The 20398-nt window shown below is 68.0% G+C and carries 29 protein-coding genes; 18 read left to right on the top strand and 11 right to left on the bottom strand.

The window, feature by feature from the left end; translation table 11 throughout:
* Positions 1-45 precede the first annotated feature (45 nt).
* Positions 46-1455: an FAD-binding oxidoreductase gene (locus tag Q0V34_RS14565; RefSeq protein WP_297513117.1), complete on the top strand. Its 1410-nt coding sequence runs from the start codon at positions 46-48 to the stop codon at positions 1453-1455.
* A 28-nt stretch (positions 1456-1483) separates the two neighbouring features.
* Here the strand turns inward: Q0V34_RS14565 and Q0V34_RS14560 are convergent, their stop codons facing one another.
* From Q0V34_RS14560 to Q0V34_RS14550, 3 genes are all read right to left on the bottom strand, one after another.
* Entirely contained in the window at positions 1484-1891 is a 408-nt protein-coding gene (locus tag Q0V34_RS14560) for a hypothetical protein (protein WP_297513115.1), read from the bottom strand.
* A 69-nt stretch (positions 1892-1960) separates the two neighbouring features.
* Complete coding sequence (locus Q0V34_RS14555; protein WP_297513113.1) at positions 1961-2257, bottom strand: transcriptional regulator; 297 nt, start codon at positions 2255-2257, stop codon at positions 1961-1963.
* Entirely contained in the window at positions 2254-2706 is a 453-nt protein-coding gene (locus tag Q0V34_RS14550; protein WP_297513111.1) for a hypothetical protein, read from the bottom strand. Before Q0V34_RS14550 ends, Q0V34_RS14555 begins: the two co-directional genes overlap by 4 nt.
* Positions 2707-2937: 231 nt before the next feature.
* Here Q0V34_RS14550 and Q0V34_RS14545 point away from each other — a divergent pair, with 231 nt between their 5' ends.
* The 8 genes from Q0V34_RS14545 (at position 2938) to Q0V34_RS14510 (ending at position 8785) form a co-directional block, all read left to right on the top strand.
* The gene (locus Q0V34_RS14545; protein WP_297513141.1) at positions 2938-3225 is read left to right on the top strand and encodes a DUF1801 domain-containing protein; all 288 of its coding nucleotides are present in this window, start codon (positions 2938-2940) and stop codon (positions 3223-3225) included.
* Positions 3226-3275: 50 nt separating this feature from the next.
* Entirely contained in the window at positions 3276-4043 is a 768-nt protein-coding gene (yaaA, locus tag Q0V34_RS14540; protein ID WP_297513108.1) for a peroxide stress protein YaaA, read from the top strand.
* Positions 4044-4143: 100 nt separating this feature from the next.
* Positions 4144-4941 (top strand): 3-hydroxybutyrate dehydrogenase, encoded by a 798-nt coding sequence (locus Q0V34_RS14535; RefSeq protein ID WP_297513106.1) that lies wholly within the window; start codon positions 4144-4146, stop codon positions 4939-4941.
* Between the two features lie 62 nt (positions 4942-5003).
* Positions 5004-6065 carry a patatin-like phospholipase family protein gene (locus tag Q0V34_RS14530; protein ID WP_297513104.1) on the top strand — a complete coding sequence of 354 codons (1062 nt, stop codon included), beginning with the start codon at positions 5004-5006 and terminating at the stop codon, positions 6063-6065.
* Complete coding sequence (locus Q0V34_RS14525) at positions 6062-6490, top strand: NUDIX hydrolase (protein WP_297513102.1); 429 nt, start codon at positions 6062-6064, stop codon at positions 6488-6490. The genes Q0V34_RS14530 and Q0V34_RS14525 overlap by 4 nt, the downstream gene beginning before the upstream one ends.
* 196 nt (positions 6491-6686) lie before the next feature.
* The gene (locus tag Q0V34_RS14520; protein WP_297513100.1) at positions 6687-7469 is read left to right on the top strand and encodes an SDR family oxidoreductase; all 783 of its coding nucleotides are present in this window, start codon (positions 6687-6689) and stop codon (positions 7467-7469) included.
* Positions 7470-7605: 136 nt separating this feature from the next.
* Positions 7606-7743 carry a hypothetical protein gene (locus tag Q0V34_RS14515; RefSeq protein WP_297513098.1) on the top strand — a complete coding sequence of 46 codons (138 nt, stop codon included), beginning with the start codon at positions 7606-7608 and terminating at the stop codon, positions 7741-7743.
* A 76-nt stretch (positions 7744-7819) separates the two neighbouring features.
* Positions 7820-8785, top strand: coding sequence for a nitronate monooxygenase family protein (locus Q0V34_RS14510; protein ID WP_297513096.1), 966 nt, complete (start codon positions 7820-7822; stop codon positions 8783-8785).
* Here the strand turns inward: Q0V34_RS14510 and Q0V34_RS14505 are convergent.
* Positions 8782-9540, bottom strand: a complete 759-nt coding sequence (locus tag Q0V34_RS14505; RefSeq protein WP_297513094.1) for a Crp/Fnr family transcriptional regulator — start codon at positions 9538-9540, stop codon at positions 8782-8784. The genes Q0V34_RS14510 and Q0V34_RS14505 overlap by 4 nt on opposite strands.
* Positions 9541-9663: 123 nt before the next feature.
* Between Q0V34_RS14505 and Q0V34_RS14500 the strand changes: the two genes are divergently transcribed.
* A complete protein-coding gene (locus Q0V34_RS14500) occupies positions 9664-10209 on the top strand; it encodes a hypothetical protein (protein WP_297513092.1) in 546 nt (181 codons plus the stop codon).
* A 30-nt stretch (positions 10210-10239) separates the two neighbouring features.
* Here Q0V34_RS14500 and Q0V34_RS14495 read toward each other — a convergent pair whose 3' ends face one another.
* A complete protein-coding gene (locus tag Q0V34_RS14495; protein WP_297513090.1) occupies positions 10240-10449 on the bottom strand; it encodes a hypothetical protein in 210 nt (69 codons plus the stop codon).
* 174 nt (positions 10450-10623) lie between these two features.
* On the opposite strand from Q0V34_RS14495, the gene Q0V34_RS14490 reads away from it, so the two are divergent.
* The 5 genes from Q0V34_RS14490 (at position 10624) to Q0V34_RS14470 (ending at position 14313) form a co-directional block, all read left to right on the top strand.
* Complete coding sequence (locus tag Q0V34_RS14490) at positions 10624-11052, top strand: TIGR02301 family protein (RefSeq protein WP_297513088.1); 429 nt, start codon at positions 10624-10626, stop codon at positions 11050-11052.
* A 32-nt stretch (positions 11053-11084) separates the two neighbouring features.
* Positions 11085-12062, top strand: a complete 978-nt coding sequence (locus tag Q0V34_RS14485) for an SPFH domain-containing protein (protein ID WP_297513086.1) — start codon at positions 11085-11087, stop codon at positions 12060-12062.
* 3 nt (positions 12063-12065) lie between these two features.
* Complete coding sequence (locus Q0V34_RS14480; protein WP_297513084.1) at positions 12066-12521, top strand: NfeD family protein; 456 nt, start codon at positions 12066-12068, stop codon at positions 12519-12521.
* Positions 12522-12628: 107 nt separating this feature from the next.
* Positions 12629-13555 carry an ABC transporter ATP-binding protein gene (locus Q0V34_RS14475; protein WP_297513083.1) on the top strand — a complete coding sequence of 309 codons (927 nt, stop codon included), beginning with the start codon at positions 12629-12631 and terminating at the stop codon, positions 13553-13555.
* Positions 13552-14313, top strand: coding sequence for an ABC transporter permease (locus Q0V34_RS14470; protein WP_297513082.1), 762 nt, complete (start codon positions 13552-13554; stop codon positions 14311-14313). The genes Q0V34_RS14475 and Q0V34_RS14470 overlap by 4 nt, the downstream gene beginning before the upstream one ends.
* Before the next feature lie 77 nt (positions 14314-14390).
* Here Q0V34_RS14470 and Q0V34_RS14465 read toward each other — a convergent pair whose 3' ends face one another.
* Together Q0V34_RS14465 and Q0V34_RS14460 are read right to left on the bottom strand one after the other, a co-directional pair.
* Positions 14391-14870 carry a recombinase family protein gene (locus tag Q0V34_RS14465; protein ID WP_297513080.1) on the bottom strand — a complete coding sequence of 160 codons (480 nt, stop codon included), beginning with the start codon at positions 14868-14870 and terminating at the stop codon, positions 14391-14393.
* A gap of 86 nt (positions 14871-14956) precedes the next feature.
* Positions 14957-15811, bottom strand: a complete 855-nt coding sequence (locus Q0V34_RS14460; protein WP_297513078.1) for an SDR family oxidoreductase — start codon at positions 15809-15811, stop codon at positions 14957-14959.
* 78 nt (positions 15812-15889) lie between these two features.
* Between Q0V34_RS14460 and Q0V34_RS14455 the strand changes: the two genes are divergently transcribed.
* Complete coding sequence (locus Q0V34_RS14455; protein WP_297513077.1) at positions 15890-16336, top strand: helix-turn-helix domain-containing protein; 447 nt, start codon at positions 15890-15892, stop codon at positions 16334-16336.
* 47 nt (positions 16337-16383) lie between these two features.
* Here Q0V34_RS14455 and rnhA read toward each other — a convergent pair whose 3' ends face one another.
* Both rnhA and thrB read right to left on the bottom strand, forming a co-directional pair.
* Entirely contained in the window at positions 16384-16833 is a 450-nt protein-coding gene (gene rnhA / locus Q0V34_RS14450) for a ribonuclease HI (protein WP_297513075.1), read from the bottom strand.
* Entirely contained in the window at positions 16830-17783 is a 954-nt protein-coding gene (gene thrB / locus Q0V34_RS14445) for a homoserine kinase (RefSeq protein ID WP_297513073.1), read from the bottom strand. Before thrB ends, rnhA begins: the two co-directional genes overlap by 4 nt.
* Positions 17784-17870: 87 nt before the next feature.
* On the opposite strand from thrB, the gene Q0V34_RS14440 reads away from it, so the two are divergent.
* Positions 17871-18026: a hypothetical protein gene (locus tag Q0V34_RS14440; RefSeq protein WP_297513071.1), complete on the top strand. Its 156-nt coding sequence runs from the start codon at positions 17871-17873 to the stop codon at positions 18024-18026.
* 287 nt (positions 18027-18313) lie between these two features.
* Here Q0V34_RS14440 and Q0V34_RS14435 read toward each other — a convergent pair whose 3' ends face one another.
* Positions 18314-18505, bottom strand: a complete 192-nt coding sequence (locus Q0V34_RS14435) for a hypothetical protein (protein ID WP_297513069.1) — start codon at positions 18503-18505, stop codon at positions 18314-18316.
* A 460-nt stretch (positions 18506-18965) separates the two neighbouring features.
* On the opposite strand from Q0V34_RS14435, the gene Q0V34_RS14430 reads away from it, so the two are divergent.
* Positions 18966-19328 (top strand): hypothetical protein, encoded by a 363-nt coding sequence (locus tag Q0V34_RS14430; RefSeq protein WP_297513067.1) that lies wholly within the window; start codon positions 18966-18968, stop codon positions 19326-19328.
* A gap of 13 nt (positions 19329-19341) precedes the next feature.
* On the opposite strand, the gene ispH is transcribed toward Q0V34_RS14430, so the two are convergent.
* A complete protein-coding gene (ispH, locus tag Q0V34_RS14425; RefSeq protein ID WP_297513065.1) occupies positions 19342-20301 on the bottom strand; it encodes a 4-hydroxy-3-methylbut-2-enyl diphosphate reductase in 960 nt (319 codons plus the stop codon).
* Between the last annotated feature and the right edge of the window lie 97 nt (positions 20302-20398).

Below are 20398 nucleotides of genomic sequence, written 5' to 3'. Positions count from 1 at the left end.
GAGTATATACTGACAGCGACCGCCCCGGAAGCTTATCCTCCGCCCATGACCAAGCCCGTCCCCGCCGATGTCGTCTCCCGCCTGAAAGCCGTGCTCGGCGAGGGCGGCTGGAGCCAGGATCCGGATGTGATCGCGCCGCATCTGGTCGAATGGCGCGGCCGCTGGGTCGGCGAGACGCCGCTGCTGGTCACCCCGCGCTCGACCGCCGAGGTCGCGGCCGTGGTCGGGATCTGCGCCGCCGAGGGCGTGGCGATCACCCCGCAGGGCGGCAATACCGGTCTCGTCGCCGGCCAGATTCCGCGCGGCGAGATCCTGCTGTCCACCCAGAAGCTGAAGGCGATCCGCGACGTCGATCCTATCGACGACGCCATGGTGCTGGAGGCCGGCGTCACCTTGTACGAGGCTCACCGGCAGGCGGCCCGGGTCGGTCGCCGCTTCACGGTGGGCGTGGCCTCGGAGGGCTCGTGCACGATCGGCGGCCTGATCTCGACCAACGCCGGCGGCACCGCGGTGCTGCGCTATGGCATGATGCGCGAGCAGGTGCTGGGGATCGAGGCGGTGCTGCCGAACGGCGAGGTCTGGAACGGCCTCAAGCGCCTGCGCAAGGACAATACCGGCTACGATCTCAAGCAGCTCCTGATCGGGGCCGAGGGCACGCTGGGGATCGTCACCGCCGCCTCGCTGAAGCTGCACGCGCCGCTCGCCTCGCGGGCCGTGGCCATCGTCGGCCTGGCTTCGCCCGCCGCCGCGATCCAGCTGCTGGCGCGAGCCAAGGACGAGACCGGCGGCGCGGTCGAGGCCTTCGAGCTGATGAGCTTGCTCGGCTTCGCCCTGACCGTCCGCAACGTGCCGGGCCTGCGCGATCCGCTGCCGACCGAGCACCCGTGGTACGTGCTGATCGAGATCGCCAGCGGAGAGCCGGGCGCGGCCGAGGCGGCGCTGGAGCGGCTGCTGACCAAGGCTCTGGAAGCGGGCCTGATCGCCGACGCGGCCGTCGCCCAGACCGAAACCCAGATGAAGGCCTTCTGGCAGATCCGCGAAGGCCACTCGGCGGGACAGAAGCCGGAAGGCGCGGTCTGGAAGCACGACGTCTCGGTGCCGGTCTCGAAGATCCCCGACTTCATCGGCCAGGCCGACGCCGCCCTGGAGAGCGCCTTTCCCGGCGTGCGCATCATCGCCTTCGGCCACGTCGGCGACGGCAATGTTCACTACGACGTCCTCAAGCCGGTCGGCGGCGACGACGACGCCCACGACGCCCTGCGCGAGAAGGGCGCCCGCATCGTCCACGACATCACCGCGACCTTCTCGGGCTCGATCAGCGCCGAGCACGGCCTGGGGGCCATGAAGACGGCCGAGGCCCTGACCTACAAGGACCCGGTCGAGGTCGCGGCCCTGCGGGCGATCCGCCAGGCCCTGGATCCGCGGCGGATCATGAACCCCAGGGTGCTGTTCTAGCGGGGGGCGATCAAAACACGCCCTCGGATCACCGCTCGGGCAGCATGACGTTCAGGGTCTTGTCCGCGTCGCCCGCCAACGCGTTGCAGGTCAGCTGAGCGGTGTCCGTGTTCGAGCTGTTGCGGAAGTAGCCGACGACCACCTCCGGCGGCTCATAGGTGACTTCGCCAAGCCCGACCAGGCGTTCGGGCGCGTCGCCGATCTTCACGCGGAACGCGCCGTGGCTGACGAGGCAGATCACCGGAACGGTGTGCTTGTGCCGAGGCATCGCCTGGCCGGGCGCGAAGTCCACGCGTGTCGTCTCGACGCGGGTGACCGTCTTGCTAGGCGCGATGGGGATGGTCGCCAGCGGCGTGCGTGACGGAATCGCCTGCGCGCTCGCGCCGCCGGAGACGACAGCCGCGAGAAACAAACTCGTCGGAAATGCGCTCTTCATGCCCTTGGCCCCTCTTGCGAAAGGCCAAGCTAGCATGACGGCTGGAGGCTCCGCAGGCGTCTTGTCCCGCTATGCCTCCGGCACCCCGGCGATCATCGCCTTCAGCGCGGCCAGATGCGCCTTCAGCGCCTTGCGGCCGGCGCTGCTCAGCGACAGCCAGGTGCGCTGGCGACCGCCCGACGCGGCCTTGCGGACCTTCAGATAGCCGGCGTCCTCCAGCGTCTTGACGTGCTTGGACAGCACCGATTCCGACACGTCCAGCGCCTCGCGGACGGTCGCGAAGTCGATGGTGTCCACCGGCGCCAGCATGCAGCACATCTGCAGGCGATTGGGCGCGTGGATCACCGGGTCGAGCTGAGCGCTCAAAGCGAACCGCCGTCGCGCAGGTCGGCGCGGAAGGCCGCTTCCCAGACGTGGCCGGCGACCGTGACGATCGCGGCGATGATCGCGCCGAACACCAGCGGCGCCTCGGACATGCCGCGATGGCGCGCCAGCCACAGCGCCAGGAAGCCGCACAGCGCGATGAGCACCGCCATGCCGATCGCCACCCAGCGCGTGCGTCCGGCGCGGAAGCCGCCGACCCACAGGCCGGTGTGACGCTTGTAGGCGCGGACCAGCAGCGCCACGCCCAGCACGAACAGGCCCGTATAGGCGACCTTCAGCGTGGACGGCTGGCCCTGGATCGCCACCATGCCCCCCGCCAGCAAGCCCAGGGTCGGATGATACCAGACGGGCGCGCGAGCCCGTTCGGCCAGATCGGCTTTCGCGGCCTCGATCTCGGCCAGCATCGTCCGGGCGTCCTCGTCGCGGGTCATGACGACCTCCTTGCTTTCCATGATGGAAAGTCATGCCGATGACTTTCCGTCTTGGCAAGCAAAAACTTTCCAGGATGGAAAGTGAATCGACATTCCCGGTGAAGCTGGCAAGCTCGGACCATGAGCGCGCTGTTCCATTTCCCCGGCGCCATGCGGCGCGATCCCGGGGTCGAGGCCTGGTTCTTGGGCGACGATCCGCTAAGAGCCCTGGCGCTCGCGTGATTCGCGCGAATCCGCGACCTCGGCCCCGACGTCCGCGAACTGATGCACGACGGCCATCCGACCGCCTGCGTCGGAGACGCCGCCTTCGCCTATGTCGACGCCCACAAGGCGCATGTCGCGATCGGCCTCTACGCGGGCGCGGCCTTGCCGGATCCGATCGGGCTTCTGGAGGGCGCCGGCAAGCGGATGCGGCACGTCAAGCTGCGCCGGGGCCAGCCGGTCGACGAGGGCGCCCTGCGAGCTCTGCTGGCCGCCGCCTATGCAGACATGCGCGCCCGGGTCGCCGCGGGCGAATAGTCGAGCCCTTCGGCTAGCGAAGCCCGCTCGAACCCTCTATTTCCCCGGCCATGCTGATGGTCATCTCGCCCGCCAAGTCGCTGGACTTCACCGCGCCCGCCCAGGCGCTGCCGCTGACCACGCCCGAGCTTAAGAGCCAGATCGCCGAACTGGCCAAGGTGACGCGCAAGCTGACGGCCGCCGACCTGAAGCGCCTGATGCACATCTCCGACGCCCTGGCCAAGCTGAACCGCGAGCGCTTCCAGGCCTTTGACCCGCAGGTCGAGGACGGGCTGCAGGCGATCATCGCCTTCAATGGCGACGTCTATGCGGGCCTCGCCGCCCGCGAGCTGGACCGGCCATCCCTGGAGTGGGCGCAAGATCACCTGCGGATCCTGTCGGGCCTCTATGGCGTGCTGCGCCCGTTCGACGCGCTGCAAGCCTATCGGCTGGAGATGGGCACGCGGCTGAAGACCAAGCGCGGGGCCAATCTCTACGACTTCTGGGGCGAGACGATCTCCAAGACCCTGAACCAGGCGCTGGACGGCCACGCGGACCCGACCCTGGTGAACCTGGCCAGCCAGGAATATTTCGGCGCCGTCGACGCCAAGGCGCTGAAGTCGCCGGTCGTCACCTGCCACTTCAAGGAGGAGAAGCACGGCGAGCTGCGCGTGCTGGGCTTCTTCGCCAAGAAGGCGCGGGGGCGCATGGCGCGCTACGCCATCGACAACCGGATCGACCGCGCCGAGGGCCTGAAGGGCTTCGATCTGGACGGCTATCGGTTCCAAGCTTCGCTTTCGACCCAGGCCGACTGGGTTTTCGCTCGCCCGCAGCCCTGAATTCATCTATCGATGAATTTAATAAGCGCTCGCCCTTCGCAAAGGCGAGCTATATGCTGCGTCGCAGCAATGCATTAGGGCGTTTTTCGGGAGCGAGCGCATGGCCGTGGATTTCGGTTTGCAGGGGCAGGTCGCCATCGTCACCGGTTCGACCAGCGGCATCGGTCACGCCCTGGCCGACGCCCTGGCCGCCCAGGGCTGCAACATCGTGATGAACGGCCTCGGCGAAATGAACGCCATCGAGCGGGCCCGGGCCGAGATGGCGCAAACCCACGGCGTCGAGGTGCTCTATCACGGCGCCGACATGACCAAGCCCGATCAAATCGCCGACATGGTCAAGGCCGCCAAGGCCGAGTTCGGCGAACTGGACATCCTGGTCAACAACGCCGGCGTCCAGCACGTGGCCCCGATCGAGGATTTCCCGGACGACAAGTGGGACCTGATCATCGCGATCAACCTGTCTTCCGCCTTCCACGCCACCAAGGCCGCCGTGCCGGTGATGAAGGAGCAAGGGCGCGGGCGGATCGTTAACATCGCCTCGGCCCACGGCCTCGTGGCCTCCCCGTTCAAGTCGGCCTATGTGGCGGCCAAGCACGGCATCCTGGGCCTGACCAAGACGGTCGCCCTGGAGGTCGCCGAGCACGGGATCACCTGCAACGCCATCTGCCCGGGCTTCGTGAAGACCCCGCTGGTCGAGGCCCAGATCGCCGACCAGGCCAAGGCGCGCGGCATCTCCGAAGAGGCGGTGATGAAGGACGTGATCCTGGCCGCCCAGCCGACCAAGCAGTTCGTCACCTTCGACCAGCTCTCGGGCATGCTGCTCTATCTGGTGTCGGACGCGGGGGCCTCGGCCAACGGCGCGGCCTTCCAGATCGACGGCGGCTGGGTCGCGCAATAAGGCGACAGACGCGCCCGGGAGGAAGCGCTACTGAAGGCGAGCCTGGTCCTTCGGGAGTTCGCATGCCCATTCCGCCGTTCACCAAGAAGAAGTCGGGGCCCAAGGGCCTGAGCCTGGCCCTGCAGGGCGGCGGGGCCCACGGGGCGTTCGAGTGGGGCGTTCTGGACCGCCTGCTCGAAGAAGACGAACTCGAGATCCGCGCCGTCACCGCCGCCTCGGCCGGGGCGATGAACGCCGTTTGCCTGGCCCAGGGCCTGATCGACGATGGCCGCGAGGGCGCTCGAAAGCGGCTCGAGTCGTTCTGGCGAAACGTCAACCGCGCCGGCGGGCGCAACGTCTTCGGCGACACCTCGATCTGGACCAGCGCCTTCTCCGGCGGGGTGGACTGGTGGAAGAACACCCCCGGCTGGCGGATGGCCGAGACCTTCGCCCTGTCGCTGAGCCCCTACGAGTTCAACCCTTTCAATCTGAATCCGCTGCACGACACGCTGGAAGCCGAGATCACCTTCAAGCAGATCCGCGAGCGGAGCCCGATCAAGCTCTACATCGCCGCCACCGCGGTGCGGACCAGCAAGTCGACGATCTTCCGCGAGACCGAGCTGACGGCCCGCCACATCATGGCCAGCGCGTGCCTGCCGCAGGTGTTCCAGGCGGTGGAGATCGACGGCGAGCCCTACTGGGACGGCGGCTTCCTGGCCAATCCGCCGCTGTGGCCGCTGTTCTACGACGACACGCCCGACGACATCCTGATCGTCAGCCTCAATCCGTTCGTCCGCGAGGAGACGCCCAAGACGCCCGGCGAGATCATGGACCGGCTGAACGAGATCACCTTCAACGCGTCGCTGGCCTCGGAGCTGCGGGCGATCGGCTTCGTGCAGAAGCTGCTGGACGAGGGTCTCCTGAAGGACAACGCCCGGGGGCGCTACCGCCGGATGCTGGTCCACGCGATCACCGCCGACAAGCCGCTGGCGGATCTCTCCTTGTCGAGCAAGTTCAACACCGAATGGAGCTTCCTGTCCGACCTCAAGGAGCGGGGGCGCGCGGCGGCGGAGGCTTGGCTGGGCGAGTGCGGCGCCTGCGTCGGCCAGCGCTCCAGCGTCGATCTGAAGGTGGGCTTTCCATGAGCCATCCTGTCCCGACCGTCGGGGTGGTCTGTCTGCGGGGCGACGAGGTTCTGCTGATCCGGCGGGGGACCCCGCCGCGTCTCAACCAGTGGAGCCTGCCGGGCGGGCGGCTGGAGTGGGGCGAGACGGCGCAGGCGGCCGCCCTGCGCGAGCTGAAGGAGGAGACCGGCGTCGAGGCCGAGCTTCTTGGCCTGATCGACGTGGTCGACGGCGTGTTTCCGGCGCGGCCCGGTGGAGAGATCACCCGTCATTACGTGCTGATCGACTACGCCGCTCGCTGGCTGAGCGGCGAGCCCCAGGCCGGCGACGACGCAGCCGAGGCCCGGTTCGTGTCGCGCGACGAGGCGATGGCCCTGGTCGAATGGGACGAGACGCGACGGGTCATCGCCGAGGCCTATGAGCGGTTTGGGGTCTTGGAGGCCTGATAATTCCCGCCTTCCTGGGCCTTGTGCCCAGGACCCAGGCCGGCGGAGAGCTCCCAGCGTCCGCTGAAGCCGCGCCTGTTCCGACGCGTCATGCCGACGGATCACTGGACCCTAGGCGCGAGGGAGGCGAACAAGGTAGGGCTTGACCCGCGTGGCTTCACCCTCTCTCTTTCAAACAAACGTTGGGAGAGACGCCATGGCCTACGCGCCGTTCAACCTGTCGGGCAAGGTCGCGCTGGTGACCGGCGGCAATCGCGGCATTGGCCTTGGCATGGCCAAGGCGATGGCGCAGGCCGGCGCCGACATCGTCATCTGGGGCTCGAACGCCGAGCGCAACCTGGCGGCCGAAACGGAGCTCACCGGCCTGGGCGTCCGCGTGAAGGCCCAGACGGTGGACGTGTCCGACGAGGCCCAGGTCGCCGAGGGCATGGAAGAGGCCGTCGCCGCCATGGGCCGGGTCGACAGCGTCTTCGCCAACGCCGGCATCGGCTACGGCTCGCCCTCGTTCGTCGAGATGAAGACCGAGACCTATCGCAAGGTGCTGTCGGTCAATCTGGACGGCGTGTTCTTCACCCTGCGCGAGGCCTGCCGTCACATGGTCGAGCGGGCCAAGGCCGGCGATCCGGGCGGCTCGCTGGTCGGGGTCGCGTCCCTGGCCGCCATCGAGGGTGCGGCCCGCAACGAGGCCTATGCCGCCACCAAGGGCGCGGTGATCTCGATGATCAAGTCGGTGGCCGTCGAGCACGCCCGCTATGGCGTGCGGGCCAACGCCATCCTGCCGGGCTGGATCGCCACCGACATGACGGCCGGCGCCCAGGCCAATTCGGCCTTCGCCGAGAAGGTCATCCCGCGCGTTCCGGCCCGTCGCTGGGGCGAGCCCGAGGACTTCGGCGGCATGGCCGTCTATCTGGCCTCGGACGCCTCCAGCTATCACTCCGGAACGACGATCGTCATCGACGGCGGATACTCGATCTTCTAAGCAGGCGTATCTTGGACTCTGTCGTCCAATAAAAGCCCATTGAAAACAGCCTCTTGCGGAACGGGCCCGCTGGTGAGAAGCTTTCCGTCTGGCAGCCTGGACATCAGATCCGGGCGCCGACGAGGAAACCGAGACGATGACGCCCCAAGACGTTGTCAGCCTGACGCCGCCGCGTGGCTTTCTGATGATGCTGGCCCTGGCCTTCAGCGGCATGATGGCCTGCTTCTGGACGCACGACACCGACGTCGAGACCGAACTGGCCAAGCGCGGCTAGGGCCTGCCCTCGCGGCAGGCTTGCCCGGCCAGGTCCGGGCCTCGATCCTCCCGGAAAAGACACGGGAGGAACGGCCATGGGGCTGCGCACGCCGCTCTGCGATCTTCTGCATATCGAGCATCCGATCCTGCTGGCCGGCATGGGCGGGGTGTCCTACGCGCCGCTGGCGGCGGCGGTGTCGAACGCCGGCGGCTACGGGGTGCTGGGCATGGCCGGGACCTCGCCCGACTTCATCCGCGAGCAGATGCGGCAGGTGCGCCGCCTGACCGACAGGCCGTTCGGCGTCGACCTCTTGGCCGCCACGCCCGACGCCCTGACGGCCAGCGTCGACGTGATCATCGAGGAAGGCGCCTCGTCCTTCGTCGCCGGCCTGGGTGTGCCCATGCCGATCATCGAGCGGCTGAAGACGGCGGGCCTGAAGGTGATGGTCGTCTGCGGCGCGGTGAAGCACGCGGTCAAGGCCGAGCAGGCCGGCTGCGACGCGGTCATCTGCCAGGGCGGCGAGGGCGGTGGACACACGGGCCTTGTCGGCACCTTGCCGCTGGTGGCCCAGGCGGTCGAGGCGGTGAAGATCCCTGTCGTCGCGGCCGGCGGCCTGCACGACGGTCGCGGCCTGGCCGCCGCCCTGGCCCTGGGCGCTCAGGGCGTGTGGATGGGCACGCGCTTCATCGCCTCGGCCGAGGCCCACGCCGGCGACCTCTACCGTCAGGCCATCGTCGAGGCCACCGACGAGGACACCATCCGCACCCGCTGCTACTCCGGCAAGCCGATGCGGGTGAAGAAGAACCCCTATGTCGACGACTGGGAAGGCCGCCCGGCCGACATCCAGCCGTTCCCGCAGCAGGCCATGGTCTCGATCCGGGCCGGAGCCATGGGCGGGATCGGCGGCCAGATCGAGGGGCTGGATCCGGCGAAGTCCTGCTTCGCCATGGGCCAGAGCGCCGGCGGCGTCCGCGAGATACTGCCGGCCGGCGAGATCGTGCGGCGCCTGATGGCCGAGGCCGAGGCGGCGCTCGACACGGCGGCGAGGTTCCGGACCTAGCCCTCGACCCGGGGGAGGATCCGCTGGAAGTGGCTCTCGACAGCGGCGTGGCATTCGCAGGCGCGCCGTTCCAGGCCGGGCCGGTCCAGCACCTCGACCCGGCCCCGGCCGATATGGATGACGTCCGACTCCTGCAGCGCGCGGGCGACCGCGCTGATCGTCGTGCGCTGCACGCCCAGCATCTGGGCCAGGGTCTCCTGGGTCAGGCGGATCGGCTCGTCGCCCGAGCGGTCGTGGGCGAACAGCAGCCAGCGGCAGACGCGCTGCTCGATCGGATGCAGGGCGTTGCAGGCGACCAGCTGCATCATCTGGGCGATGAAGACGTCGGCGGCGCGATCGAACAGGTCCGCCACCACGCCGAGCCGCGACTTGATCTCCTCCAGGCGCTGGGTCGGCAGGCAGAAGGCATGGCCCGGCACGCGGACCACGGCCCGGCCATAGGCGGGCTTGTAGCCCGCGCTGACCACGCCGCCGATCGCGCCTTCGCGACCGATGCTGGCGGCTTCGATCTCCTGGCCGTCCGAGGTGACGACCAGAAGCGACGCCTGGGTGGGCCCGCAGGGCAGATAGGTGTGCTCGACGTCGTCCCCGGCGTCGAACAGCACCGCGTCGACGGGAAGGTCCACCAGAACCAGGTGCGGGGCGATCTCGGCCAGGGCGTCCGGGCGCAGGGCGGCCAGCAGGCGATTGGCGGAATAGGGCGGCGCGGCGTCGCCTTCGACGGTGCTGCGCGCGATACGGGCCATGGCGGTCATGTGAACCTCCGGTGACGGTTGGCTTCGTAAAAGCGCGCGGGACACGGCTTAGTTTCCCGTGGACGCCGAGAGTCTTCCGAAGCACCTTTCGGCGAACGCGGCGCGGCGGAGGGAAAGACGGCGATGATCGCGAAAAGGCATCTGCGGCGACGGCTCGGCCAATACGGCGCGCTTTGGCTGGGCGCGTTCGTCGTCACCCTGCTGGTGATGGCGGCGATGGTGTTCGGGGTTCGCCTGCCGCTGGCGCGGACGGCCGATCTCGTCCTGCCGGTGGCGTTCGGCCTTCTGGGCCTGACCGTGATCGCCGGCGTGGGCGTCACCGTCGTCAAGGACGTCGGCCTTTCCACCAAGACCCTGATCACGGCCCTGGCCCTGCTGCTGATCCTGCCGCTGCTGTGGGCGCCGGTGCTGGCGGTGGTGGTCACGGCCGCGATCGCCGGGGCCTCGGTGGAGTACTCCACCGCCTACGCCCAGTTCAGGATCACGGTCAGCCACCTGATCTATCCGCTGGCGGCCATGCTGGGCGAGGACCCGCTGGTCACGCTGATCTGGCAAGCGTTCCAGGTGGTCGCCTCGATCGTCGGGGCGGTCGCGTCGGTGCTGCAGGTGTGGAACGTGGTCCGCCCGCTGCTGTACGGCGACGACGCGGAAGAGGCGGCCGAGGCCTAGCCCAAAACGCCGATCTTCGCGCGGATGAGACTAGCTCAGGGGTCTCGGCCCCGGCAGCTCGCCGTCTTCTTCCTGTTCGTGCAGCAGCACGGGCAGGCCCAGGCCCGCCGGATGCTCGGCCAGGCGACGCGCCGCGGCGCTGGCCTCGTCCCGCGTCTCGTAGGCGCCAAAGCGCAGGTGGTCGCCGATGATCGACCAGTGGTCGCCGACACGAACGACGCCGTAATGCACCTCAGTCATGATCAGACCTCCTTGCAGTGTCGTCAGGGAAACCCCGAACCGTGGCGATCGCAAGGCCTTTATCGCTCAAGCTTTTGGCGAAAATTCATCGCCTTCCCGCCCGACGGCCGGCGCGCGTTCGCGCCAGAGGCGCGGGGCCGTGACAGGCCGCCCGGCTTTGGCGATAACAGCGCCATGTCGCGTCCGTTCCTTCTCGGCGTCTTGTTGAGCGCGTTCGTCGCCACGCCCCTGCTGGCCCAGGAGCGGGCGGCGGACGAGCGCCAGCGGCTTCTCGATCTCTCCTACGTGCTGGGCGAGAGCCACGCGCTGCGCCAGGTCTGCCAGGGCGAGACCGACCAGTTCTGGCGCTCGCGCATGGTGCGCCTGACCGAGGTCGAGCAGGCCGACCAGGCCTTCGACGCCCAGATGCGCGAGCGGTTCAACACCGGGTTCGCCTCGCGCCGCAGCGAGTTCCCGCTCTGCGACGAGGCCAGCCGCAAGGCCGAGGCCGCCGCCGCCCGGCGAGGCCAGGCCCTGGCTCAGAAGCTCTCGCAGTCGATGCGGCCGACAACTCATCCCGGCGCGACGCCGGATTCCGTGGCGGACGGCGAGGCGGCGCGCTAACCTCAACCCAAAGGTTGTTGGGGAGCGTCGTCTTGGGCACTTCGATCGTCGTGCTGGTCCTGTTGATCCTGGCCTTCGTGCTGGTGATCAGCGTCATCAAGATCGTGCCCCAGGGGCGCGAATTCACCGTCGAGCGGTTCGGCCGCTACACCCGGACCCTGAAGCCGGGCATCTCCATCCTGACCCCGTTCGTCGAGACGATCGGCCGGCGGGTCAACATGATGGAGCAGGTGCTGGACGTCCCGCAGCAGGAGGTCATCACCAAGGATAACGTGTCGGTCAAGGTCGACGCGATCGTCTTCATCCAGGTGATGGACGCCGCGGCGGCGGCCTATCGCGTCGACAATCTGATCTACGCCATCACCCAGCTGGCCCAGACCAATCTGCGCACCGTGGTCGGCTCGATGGAGCTCGACGAGGTGCTCTCGCAGCGCGACGCGATCAACACGCGGCTGCTGTCGACCATCGACCACGCCACCGGGCCGTGGGGCGTCAAGGTGGCGCGGATCGAGATCAAGGACCTGACCCCGCCGCCGGACATCACCAACGCCATGGCCCGCCAGATGAAGGCCGAGCGCGAGAAGCGCGCGGTGATCACCGAGGCCGAGGGCGAGAAGCAGTCGCAGATCGCCCGCGCCGAGGGCCAGAAGCAGTCGGCCATCCTGCAGGCCGAGGGCCGTCGCGAGGCCGCCTTCCGCGACGCCGAGGCGCGCGAGCGGGAAGCCGAGGCCGAGGCCAAGGCGACCGCCTTCGTCTCCGAGGCGATCTCCAAGGGCGACGTCAACGCCATCAACTACTTCATCGCCCAGAAGTACGTGGAAGCGTTCGGCGAGCTGGCCCGCAGCCCGCAGCAGAAGACCGTGATCGTGCCGGCCGACTTCGCCAGCCTGACGGGCTCGGTCGCCGGGGTCGGCGAGCTGATCAAGTCGCTGGGCGCCGACGCGCCCAAGCCCGCGCCGCGTCCCTCGACGTCCACCACCACGCCCGCCGGCGGCAAGCGCGGAGCCTGACGCATGGGGGGCTTCCACGCGCTGCATCCGCTCTGGGTCTGGCTGGCCATCGCCGCGGCCCTGCTGGCGATCGAGGTGGCGACTGGCACCGGCTGGCTCCTGTGGCCGGCCGGCAGCGCCTTCGTCGTCGGGCTGGTGGCCCAGGCCGTCCATCCGGGGCTGGTGATCGAGGTCGGCCTGTTCGCCGTGCTGACCATCGCCTCGACCTATGCGGCCCGCCGGTTCCTGAGGCCGGTGCTGGAGCCGCCTGGCGCGCCGGATCTCAACGATCCCGCCCAGCGGCTGATCGGCCAGCGCGGCCAGGTGCTGTCGACCTTCGAGCAGGGCCGCGGCCGCGTCTTCGTCGACGGCAAGGACTGGGCGGCCGAGACCGACGAGCCGATCCCGGCCATCAGCCAGGAGGTCGTCGTCATCGGCGTCGACGGCGCGACCCTGAAGGTCCGCAAGCTGCCCAGCTGACGGAAGTCGGCGCCGCCCCCTGTTATCGCGGCCACGCCGCACCATCTAGGCCGCGAGCAACTGGGGCTTGTTGTAGGGACGCGTCGCATCGCGTCAGGGGAGAGGGCGTGACCTCGATTATTTTCGTGAAGGGTCTGACCAAGACCTATGCGTCGGGCCATCAGGCCCTGAAGACGATCGACCTCGATATCCGAAAAGGCGAGATCTTCGCCCTGCTGGGGCCGAACGGGGCGGGCAAGACCACCCTGATCAGCATCATCTGCGGCATCGTCAATCCGAGCCAGGGCGTGGTGCTGGCCGACGGCCACGACGTGGTGAAGGACTACCGCGCCGCCCGTTCCAAGATCGGCCTGGTGCCGCAGGAGCTGAACACCGACGCCTTCGAGACGGTGTGGGCCACGGTCAGCTTCTCGCGCGGCCTGTTCGGCAAGCCGCGCAACGACGCCCTGATCGAGAAGATCCTTCGCGACCTGTCGCTCTGGGACAAGAAGGACAGCAAGATCATGGCGCTGTCGGGCGGCATGAAGCGGCGGGTGATGATCGCCAAGGCCCTCAGCCACGAGCCGACCATCCTGTTCCTGGACGAGCCCACGGCCGGCGTCGACGTCGAGCTGCGCCGCGACATGTGGGAGATGGTCCGCCGGCTCCGGGAGAGCGGCGTCACCATCATCCTGACCACCCACTATATCGAGGAGGCCGAGGAGATGGCCGACCGGATCGGGGTGATCAACAAGGGCGAGATCATCCTGGTCGAGGACAAGGCCGTGCTGATGCGCAAGCTCGGCAAGAAGCAGCTGACCGTGCACCTGAAGGAGCCGATGACGGCCCTGCCGGCGAGCCTCGCCGATCCGTCGCTGAGCCTGACGAGCAACGGCGCCGACCTCGTCTACACCTTCGACGGGCAGGCCGAGGACACCGGCGTGGCCAGCCTGCTCAAGCGCCTGGCCGAGCAGGGCGTCGAGTTCAAGGACCTGAAGACCGACCAGAGCTCGCTGGAAGACATCTTCGTCAGCCTGGTGAGGGCCCCGCAATGAACCTGTTCGCGATCAAGGCCATCTACCGCTTCGAGATGGCGCGGTGGTTCCGCACCCTGGCCCAGAGCGTCATCTCGCCGGTGCTGTCCACGAGCCTCTATTTCGTGGTGTTCGGCTCGGCGATCGGCTCGCGCATGCAGGCCATCGACGGCGTCAGCTACGGCGCGTTCATCGTGCCGGGCCTGATCATGCTGTCGCTGCTGGGCGAGAGCATCTCCAACGCCTCCTTCGGCATCTACATGCCCAAGTGGGCCGGCACGATCTACGAGCTGCTGTCGGCCCCGGTCGCCTGGTTCGAGGCGGTGACCGGCTATGTCGGCGCGGCGGCCACCAAGTCGATCTGCCTGGGCCTCCTGATCCTGGCCACCGCCCGGATCTTCGTGCCGTTCGAGATCGCCCATCCGATGGTGATGATCCTGTTCCTGGTCCTGACCTCGGTGACCTTCAGCCTGTTCGGCTTCATCATCGGCGTGCTGGCCGACGACTTCCAGAAGCTGCAGATCGTGCCGCTGCTGGTCGTCACGCCGCTGACCTTCCTGGGCGGCAGCTTCTATTCGATCAAGATGCTGCCGCCGATCTGGCAGAAGGTCACCCTGTTCAACCCGGTCGTCTATCTGATCAGCGGCTTCCGCTGGAGCTTCTACGGCCAGTCGGACGTCGGGGTGGGCGTGAGCCTGGGCATGACGGCGGTGTTCCTCGTCGTTTGCCTCACCGGGGTCTGGTGGATCTTCAAGACCGGGTATCGGCTGAAGGTCTAGGGGCCTTAAAATCCCAGCGTGATCCCGGCGCTGCGCTACGCTTCGGCGGGGATGACACGACGGGGAAGGGCGTTGGTCTAGTCTTCCTCGTCTTGGTCGTCGGTCTCGGCCCCCGCCGGGGCCGCCGCCTTCAGCCCCTTCATGCCGCCCGCGTTGGCGCCCCTAGCGACCAAGGCCGTCTCGGTCCGCCGGACCAGGGCGCGCTCGCCGTTGAAGGCGGCAAGGGCCGCGACGGCCGCGAAGAAGCCGGCATCCGCGCGGGTGTCGATCTCGGGCTGCTGGACGACCAGGTTCAGGCCGCGGGCGCGCAGCTTCAGCGCGACGTCCAGAACCGCGACGAGGTCGCCGCCGAGGGCGTGCAGGCTGGGCGCGGCCAGCACGCCGCCGGGCTCCAGCGCGTCCAGGGCCCGCTCCAGCCCCGGACGCACGACGCCGGAGGCCAGGCAGCGGTCGCTGAACACCTGCTCGCAGCCCAGCAGCAGCAGGCGCTCCTCCTGGGCCGGGCTGAAGAACACCCCTCGCGCGGGCGGGACGCGATAATAGCCGACGACCTTCATGGACCGCCCATCGCAGACCCGCCGCGTCGTGGCGAGCGAAAAGCCCGGATCGCCCACAGGGTTCTCGGGCGATCCGGGCCAGCGGGCTAAAGGGACTCCAGGACGCCCGCGACGAACGCCCGCCAAGGCGTGGTCGGGCGGCCGATCAGGCGCGAGAGCCGCCGGTCTTCATCGAACAGCGCGTCCTGGGCGGCGCCGACATCGGACTGGGCGAGCATGGCGGCGACCGGCGGCGGCAGGCCGACGCCTTCCAGCGCCTTGGCGTAGGCCTCTTGCGGGAGGTCGGCGTAGGTCAGCGCGCGGCCGGTCTGGCGCGAGGCCTCGGCGGCGAGCTGCGCCATGGTGAACGCCTCGTCGCCCGCCAGTTCGTAGGTCTGGCCCGCGTGGCCCTCGGTCGTCAGCACGACGGCGGCGGCGTCGGCGTAGTCGGCGCGCGCGGCGGCCGAGATGCGGCCTTCGCCGGCGCTGCCGATGAAGGTCCCCGACGCCAGGGCGCCGGCGATCGCGCCGGCGTAGTTCTCGAGGTACCAGCCGTTGCGCAGCAGGGTGTAGGCCAGGCCGGAGTCCCGGATCATCGCCTCGGTGGCGCGATGCTCCTCGCCCAGGCCGATCGGCGTGGCGTCGGCCTTGAGGATGCTGGTGTAGACGATCCGCTGCGCCCCGGCGGCCTTGGCCGCCTCGATCACCGCGCGGTGCTGGGATACGCGCTGGCCGATCGCGTCGCTGGAGATCAGCAGCAGGACATCGACGCCGGCGAGGGCCGGGCCCAGGGTCTCGGGCTTGTCGTAGTCGGCGGCTCGGACGTCGACGCCGAGATCCGCGGCCCTGGTCGGATCACGCGCCAGGGCGACTAGGCCGTCGGCCGGCGCGCGGGTCTTCAGCTGCTCGATGACCAGGCGGCCCAAATGGCCGGTGGCGCCGGTGACGGCGATGATCGTCATGGTCCTGCTCCTGTTCAGAGGATCGCCGCCATCCAAAATCCTTGCTTATTTTTCGTAAGTACGCACTTTTATGTAAGTATGGAAAAGCTTCACCTTTCCGGGGACGCCGCGCGCCGCCCCTTGTCCGAAGTCGTCGCCGAAGGGGGGCTTCAGGGGAACGTGATGGCGGTCGCCTGCCCCTCGCGCGAGGTGCTCAACCACGTCACCAGCCGCTGGGGCGTCCTGGTGCTGATGGCGCTGGAGACGGGCGCGCTGCGGTTCAGCCAGCTCAGGCGACAGGTGGGCGGCGTCAGCGAGCGGATGCTGGCTCAGACGCTCAAGCAGCTGGAGGGCGACGGCTTCGTCCGCCGCCAGGCGTTCGAGGTGGTGCCGCCGCATGTCGAATACAGCCTGACGCCGTTGGGGCTGGAGGTCGCCCAGCGCGTGCGCGCGCTCGCCGACTGGATCGAGGTCAACCTGGGCCGCATCCTGCCGAACTGGGATCCCGAGGTGCTGGCGACCTATGCGCCGGAGCCGGTCGCCTAGGACCTGTCTGGCTTGCGGTGGGTGATCCCTTCTGACGCTAAACGACCTTAGCCGAAGCGCGGATTGGCCGCGCGCAGCCCCTCGTTCGCCAGCGCGTCGGCGCGTTCGTTCAGCGGGTGGCCGGCGTGGCCCTTGACCCAGCGCCACTGCACGTCGTGGCGCTCGCGCGCGGCGTCCAGCCGTTTCCAGAGGTCGTCGTTCTTGACCGGGCTCTTGTCGGCGGTCTTCCAGCCGCGCGCCTTCCAGCCCCGGATCCACTCCTGGATGCCCTTCATCACGTACTGGCTGTCGGTGTGGAGTTCCACGCGGCACGGACGGTTCAGGAGCTCCAGCGCCTGGATCGCCGCCATCAGCTCCATGCGGTTGTTGGTCGTCCCGGGCTCGCCGCCCGAGATTTCCTTCTTCTTGTCGCCATACATCAGGATGGCGCCCCAGCCGCCGGGGCCGGGATTCCCCTTGCAGGCCCCGTCCGTATAGATCGTCACCGTCGGGGTCATGCGAACAGCGTCAGGCCTTCACGGTGGACGGCCAGCTTGCGCTCGTATTCCAGCGGGTCCTTGGGCTTGACCAGCGCCCCGGCGGGCGTCGCGCCCCAGTCGGCCAGGCGGGTCAGGAAGAAGCGCAGCGCCGCGCCGCGCGCCAGGATCGGCAAGGCTTCCTTCTCGGCCGGGCTCAGCGGCCGGCGGCGCTCATAGCCGTTCAGCAGGGCCTTGGCCGCGGTGATGTTGAAACTGCCGTCGGCCTCGAAGCACCAGGCGTTCAGCATGATCGCGACGTCGTAGGCGTAGGCGTCCTCGCAGGCGAAGTAGAAGTCGATCGTCGCGGCGAACTTGCCGTCCGGCTTGAAGAAGACGTTGTCCGGAAAATAGTCGGCGTGGATCGTTCCGGCGGGCAGGTTTCGGGGCCACATCAGGGCCAGCTGCGCCAGGTCCTGGTCGATCACCGCCGAGAGGCCGGGCTTGAGGTCGTCGGCCGCCTTGCGGTGCTTGGCGAACAGCGGCGACCAGGCGGCCTGGCCCAGGTCGTTGGCGCGGCGGCCGCCATAGCCCTCGCCGGCCAGGTGTAGCCAGGCCAGGCCCTCGCCGGCCTCGCGGCAGTGGGCGGCGGTGGGCTTGCGCACCGACAGGCCCGGCAGGAACTCGACGATGGCGGCGGCCTTGCCGCGCAGGGTCGCGAGGGTCTTGCCGGCGCGATCGGCGACCGGCCGCGCGCTGGGATAGCCCCGGTCGGCCAGCCAGGTCAGCAGGTTCAGGAAATAGGGCAGATCGTCGGCCTTCACCCGCCGCTCGTAGACGGTGAGAATGTAGCGACCCTTCTCGGTTTCCAGCAGGAAGTTGGAGTTCTCCGTGCCCTCGGCGATGCCCTTGAACGCCAGCGGCGCGCCCAGGTCGTAGCCTTCCAGGAAGGTCTCGAGTTCAGCGTCGGTGATGTCGGTATAGACGGCCATGCCGCCGGGATGCGGGAGGGGAGGCTGGCGGTCAAGGGGGAGGTGCTTGGCGCTGGACATGATAAAGGGGAAGAAAGGAGGCGCGCTATGGACGAGACTGAAGGCAAGCCAGCTCCCATGTGGCCGCTTTCGCCAGCGAGCCCTGGCGTTGTTGGTCGAGATGCCGAATTGGAATGGCAGGTCGAGCTAGGTCAGGAAATCCTTGAGCGCTTTTCGGCGACGTTTGAACTGCTTGCGAAGTGAGCGACCTTCCGCGCGGAAGGAAGCCCTCCTTACATCTCACGGCGAGACGATCGCAGGGCTGATCAGGTCACTCAAGGACCGCCCTCTGGGCGGCTGCGCCGCGGCGGCAAAGCCGTCCTTGACTGACCTGATCAGCCCTGCACGCTGCAGCCTCCAAGAGATGTAAGGATCGCACCCGACGCGGAGGGCGGCTTTCGACCCGTTGGCGATATTGGGAATGTCTGCTTCTATCAGGGACGGCTCTGCCCGCTTAACGTTCGCGGCCTTTTGGGCCGCTCTCTCGCTACCTAGCCGGAGCTCAAAACTTGCTCGGGATTGGCCAGCCAGAATTCAAGAGAACCGGCAACTTCGTTGTAGAGGACGCTGGACGCGGAATTTGGATTCGACGATCCGGGGGCGACGTTCAAGGCGGAGACTTCCACAACGAACAAGGCGTCCGGATAAATTGGCCCGTGGAATATCGAACCGATGAAATCCATTTCGACGTTCCGGTCTACTCTCGGGACGTTTCCTATTTAGTCGAACTCGCCGGCGAGCGTGTAGAGAGATCGTATCGGGCGGCATATGCATTGCCCGTAGATATTTTAGCGAAATACTTCTCGATAAACTACCGTCGACGGTATGGCGATGAGCCAACGGAGGCCGATGTACTCACTTTCGTTCGCGACATAGGTTCTGCTCTTGAATGCATGAGCGAGCCAAACCTAGATGACGCGAAGCAACATCTCGGCGATCAGGTAAATTTCCAGATCATACCCTTCGACACGTTTGGCATAGGGGCTGTTCCTATTCAAATCGACTGGAACCGGGTGGGTAAAGCCGCGATCGCAGTGCTCGCTGCTTCTGAGCGGAGGGCGCCCCCTCTCTCTAAGAGAGAGGGGGCGCTACGTCCGCAAACCACCCGTTGCGGACATGACCATCGGTCCATAGCGTGGCTTCATGGTGTTGGAATGGTTGAGGACGTGGATCGCTAAAGGCAAGCCGCCCTCTTGGACGGTCGCGGTTGTTGACGACTTAATCACAATCAACGACGGGCAGGGGACCGAACGCACGGTTCTGGTGAGCGAATTGCGGCGGGTCGTTGTCGCCACCGACGCCAGCGGACCTTGGGGCGAGGACGTCGTGTTCCTGCTCTACTCCGAAGCCGCGGAGCCAACGGGCATCTTTCCGTTGGAGGCGATTGGAGTTCATGACTTCATCGCCTTGCTCAAAACGTTGCCCGGCTATCATGACCGCGAGCTTGCGAACGCCATGTCCTCCGCCAAGGCCGCCAGGTTCGTCGTCTACGACGCGCTGGCCTGAGTTTGGAACCACCCTAAGCCGTCAGCAGCCTCGGCAGCTTGAACGTAATCGTCTCCCGCGCCTCGACCAGTTCCTCGACCGTCGTGTCGAACCGGGCCGAAATCGCGTCGATCACCCCCTGCACCAGGTCCTCGGGCGCCGAGGCCCCGGCCGTGAGGCCCACGCGCGAGACGCCGTCGAACCAGGTCCAGTCGATGCCCGAGGCGTCGTCGATCAGGTGAGCCTCGCGGGCGCCGGCCTTCAGCCCGACTTCCTTCAGCCGCACCGAGTTCGACGAGTTCTTCGAGCCGACCACCAGGACGAGCTCGGCCTTTTCCGCCAGGTGCTTGACCGCGTCCTGGCGGTTCGTCGTGGCGTAGCAGATGTCTTCCTTGTGCGGCGCGGCGATGCCGGGGAAGCGTTCGCGCAGCAGGGCCACCATGTCGGCCGTGTCGTCCACCGACAGGGTGGTCTGGGTCAGGAAGGCCACGTTGGCGGCATCCTTCGGCTCCCAGGCGGCCGCGTCGTCGATGTCCTCGATCAGGGTGACGGAGCCCTCGGGCAGCTGGCCCATGGTGCCGATGACTTCGGGGTGGCCGGCGTGGCCGATCAGCACGATCTCGCGGCCGGCGTCGTAGTGCTTTTGGGCCTCGACATGCACCTTGGAGACCAGCGGGCAGGTAGCGTCCAGATAGATCATCTGCCGCGATTGCGCCTCGGCCGGCACCGATTTCGGCACGCCGTGGGCCGAGAACACCACCGGGCGGTCGTCGGGCGCCTCGGACAGCTCCTCGATGAACACCGCGCCCAGCGCCTTCAGCCGGTCGACCACGTGGCGGTTGTGGACGATCTCGTGGCGCACATAGACCGGCGCGCCGAACTTCTCGACCGCGCGCTCGACGATCTGGATGGCGCGATCGACGCCGGCGCAGAAGCCGCGCGGGCTGGCCAGGACGAGCGAGATCGGGCGACGGGCGGGCGTATCGGCGGTCATGGCGCGGAACCTAGTGGGTCCGGCCGCCAGGCGCCAGGAGTCTGCGTCGTTGCGACGTCACGCATATGCCTTTATCAGGCTGCATGACGCCGACGGG

The sequence above is a fragment of the uncultured Caulobacter sp. genome (assembly GCF_947036865.1).
In the GTDB taxonomy this organism is placed as follows: Bacteria; Pseudomonadota; Alphaproteobacteria; order Caulobacterales; family Caulobacteraceae; genus Caulobacter.
Note: the sequence above shows the minus strand (reverse complement) of the source record. Positions and strands in the feature narration are given on the sequence as shown.

Coding starts and splice junctions, on each gene's coding strand:
- Q0V34_RS14495 (WP_297513090.1), bottom strand. CDS start 10,449: ATGACTGAGGTGCATTACGGCGTCGTTCGTGTCGGCGACCACTGGTCG.
- Q0V34_RS14550 (WP_297513111.1), bottom strand. CDS start 2,706: ATGACCCGCGACGAGGACGCCCGGACGATGCTGGCCGAGATCGAGGCC.
- yaaA (WP_297513108.1), top strand. CDS start 3,276: ATGCTGATGGTCATCTCGCCCGCCAAGTCGCTGGACTTCACCGCGCCC.
- Q0V34_RS14525 (WP_297513102.1), top strand. CDS start 6,062: ATGAGCCATCCTGTCCCGACCGTCGGGGTGGTCTGTCTGCGGGGCGAC.
- Q0V34_RS14565 (WP_297513117.1), top strand. CDS start 46: ATGACCAAGCCCGTCCCCGCCGATGTCGTCTCCCGCCTGAAAGCCGTG.
- Q0V34_RS14455 (WP_297513077.1), top strand. CDS start 15,890: ATGGAAAAGCTTCACCTTTCCGGGGACGCCGCGCGCCGCCCCTTGTCC.
- thrB (WP_297513073.1), bottom strand. CDS start 17,783: ATGGCCGTCTATACCGACATCACCGACGCTGAACTCGAGACCTTCCTG.
- Q0V34_RS14515 (WP_297513098.1), top strand. CDS start 7,606: ATGACGCCCCAAGACGTTGTCAGCCTGACGCCGCCGCGTGGCTTTCTG.
- Q0V34_RS14535 (WP_297513106.1), top strand. CDS start 4,144: ATGGCCGTGGATTTCGGTTTGCAGGGGCAGGTCGCCATCGTCACCGGT.
- ispH (WP_297513065.1), bottom strand. CDS start 20,301: ATGACCGCCGATACGCCCGCCCGTCGCCCGATCTCGCTCGTCCTGGCC.
- Q0V34_RS14435 (WP_297513069.1), bottom strand. CDS start 18,505: ATGGATTTCATCGGTTCGATATTCCACGGGCCAATTTATCCGGACGCC.
- Q0V34_RS14460 (WP_297513078.1), bottom strand. CDS start 15,811: ATGACGATCATCGCCGTCACCGGCGCCACCGGCCATTTGGGCCGCCTG.
- Q0V34_RS14465 (WP_297513080.1), bottom strand. CDS start 14,870: ATGAAGGTCGTCGGCTATTATCGCGTCCCGCCCGCGCGAGGGGTGTTC.
- Q0V34_RS14480 (WP_297513084.1), top strand. CDS start 12,066: ATGGGGGGCTTCCACGCGCTGCATCCGCTCTGGGTCTGGCTGGCCATC.
- Q0V34_RS14530 (WP_297513104.1), top strand. CDS start 5,004: ATGCCCATTCCGCCGTTCACCAAGAAGAAGTCGGGGCCCAAGGGCCTG.
- Q0V34_RS14430 (WP_297513067.1), top strand. CDS start 18,966: ATGGTGTTGGAATGGTTGAGGACGTGGATCGCTAAAGGCAAGCCGCCC.
- Q0V34_RS14500 (WP_297513092.1), top strand. CDS start 9,664: ATGATCGCGAAAAGGCATCTGCGGCGACGGCTCGGCCAATACGGCGCG.
- Q0V34_RS14490 (WP_297513088.1), top strand. CDS start 10,624: ATGTCGCGTCCGTTCCTTCTCGGCGTCTTGTTGAGCGCGTTCGTCGCC.
- rnhA (WP_297513075.1), bottom strand. CDS start 16,833: ATGACCCCGACGGTGACGATCTATACGGACGGGGCCTGCAAGGGGAAT.
- Q0V34_RS14560 (WP_297513115.1), bottom strand. CDS start 1,891: ATGAAGAGCGCATTTCCGACGAGTTTGTTTCTCGCGGCTGTCGTCTCC.
- Q0V34_RS14470 (WP_297513082.1), top strand. CDS start 13,552: ATGAACCTGTTCGCGATCAAGGCCATCTACCGCTTCGAGATGGCGCGG.
- Q0V34_RS14440 (WP_297513071.1), top strand. CDS start 17,871: ATGGACGAGACTGAAGGCAAGCCAGCTCCCATGTGGCCGCTTTCGCCA.
- Q0V34_RS14520 (WP_297513100.1), top strand. CDS start 6,687: ATGGCCTACGCGCCGTTCAACCTGTCGGGCAAGGTCGCGCTGGTGACC.
- Q0V34_RS14510 (WP_297513096.1), top strand. CDS start 7,820: ATGGGGCTGCGCACGCCGCTCTGCGATCTTCTGCATATCGAGCATCCG.
- Q0V34_RS14505 (WP_297513094.1), bottom strand. CDS start 9,540: ATGACCGCCATGGCCCGTATCGCGCGCAGCACCGTCGAAGGCGACGCC.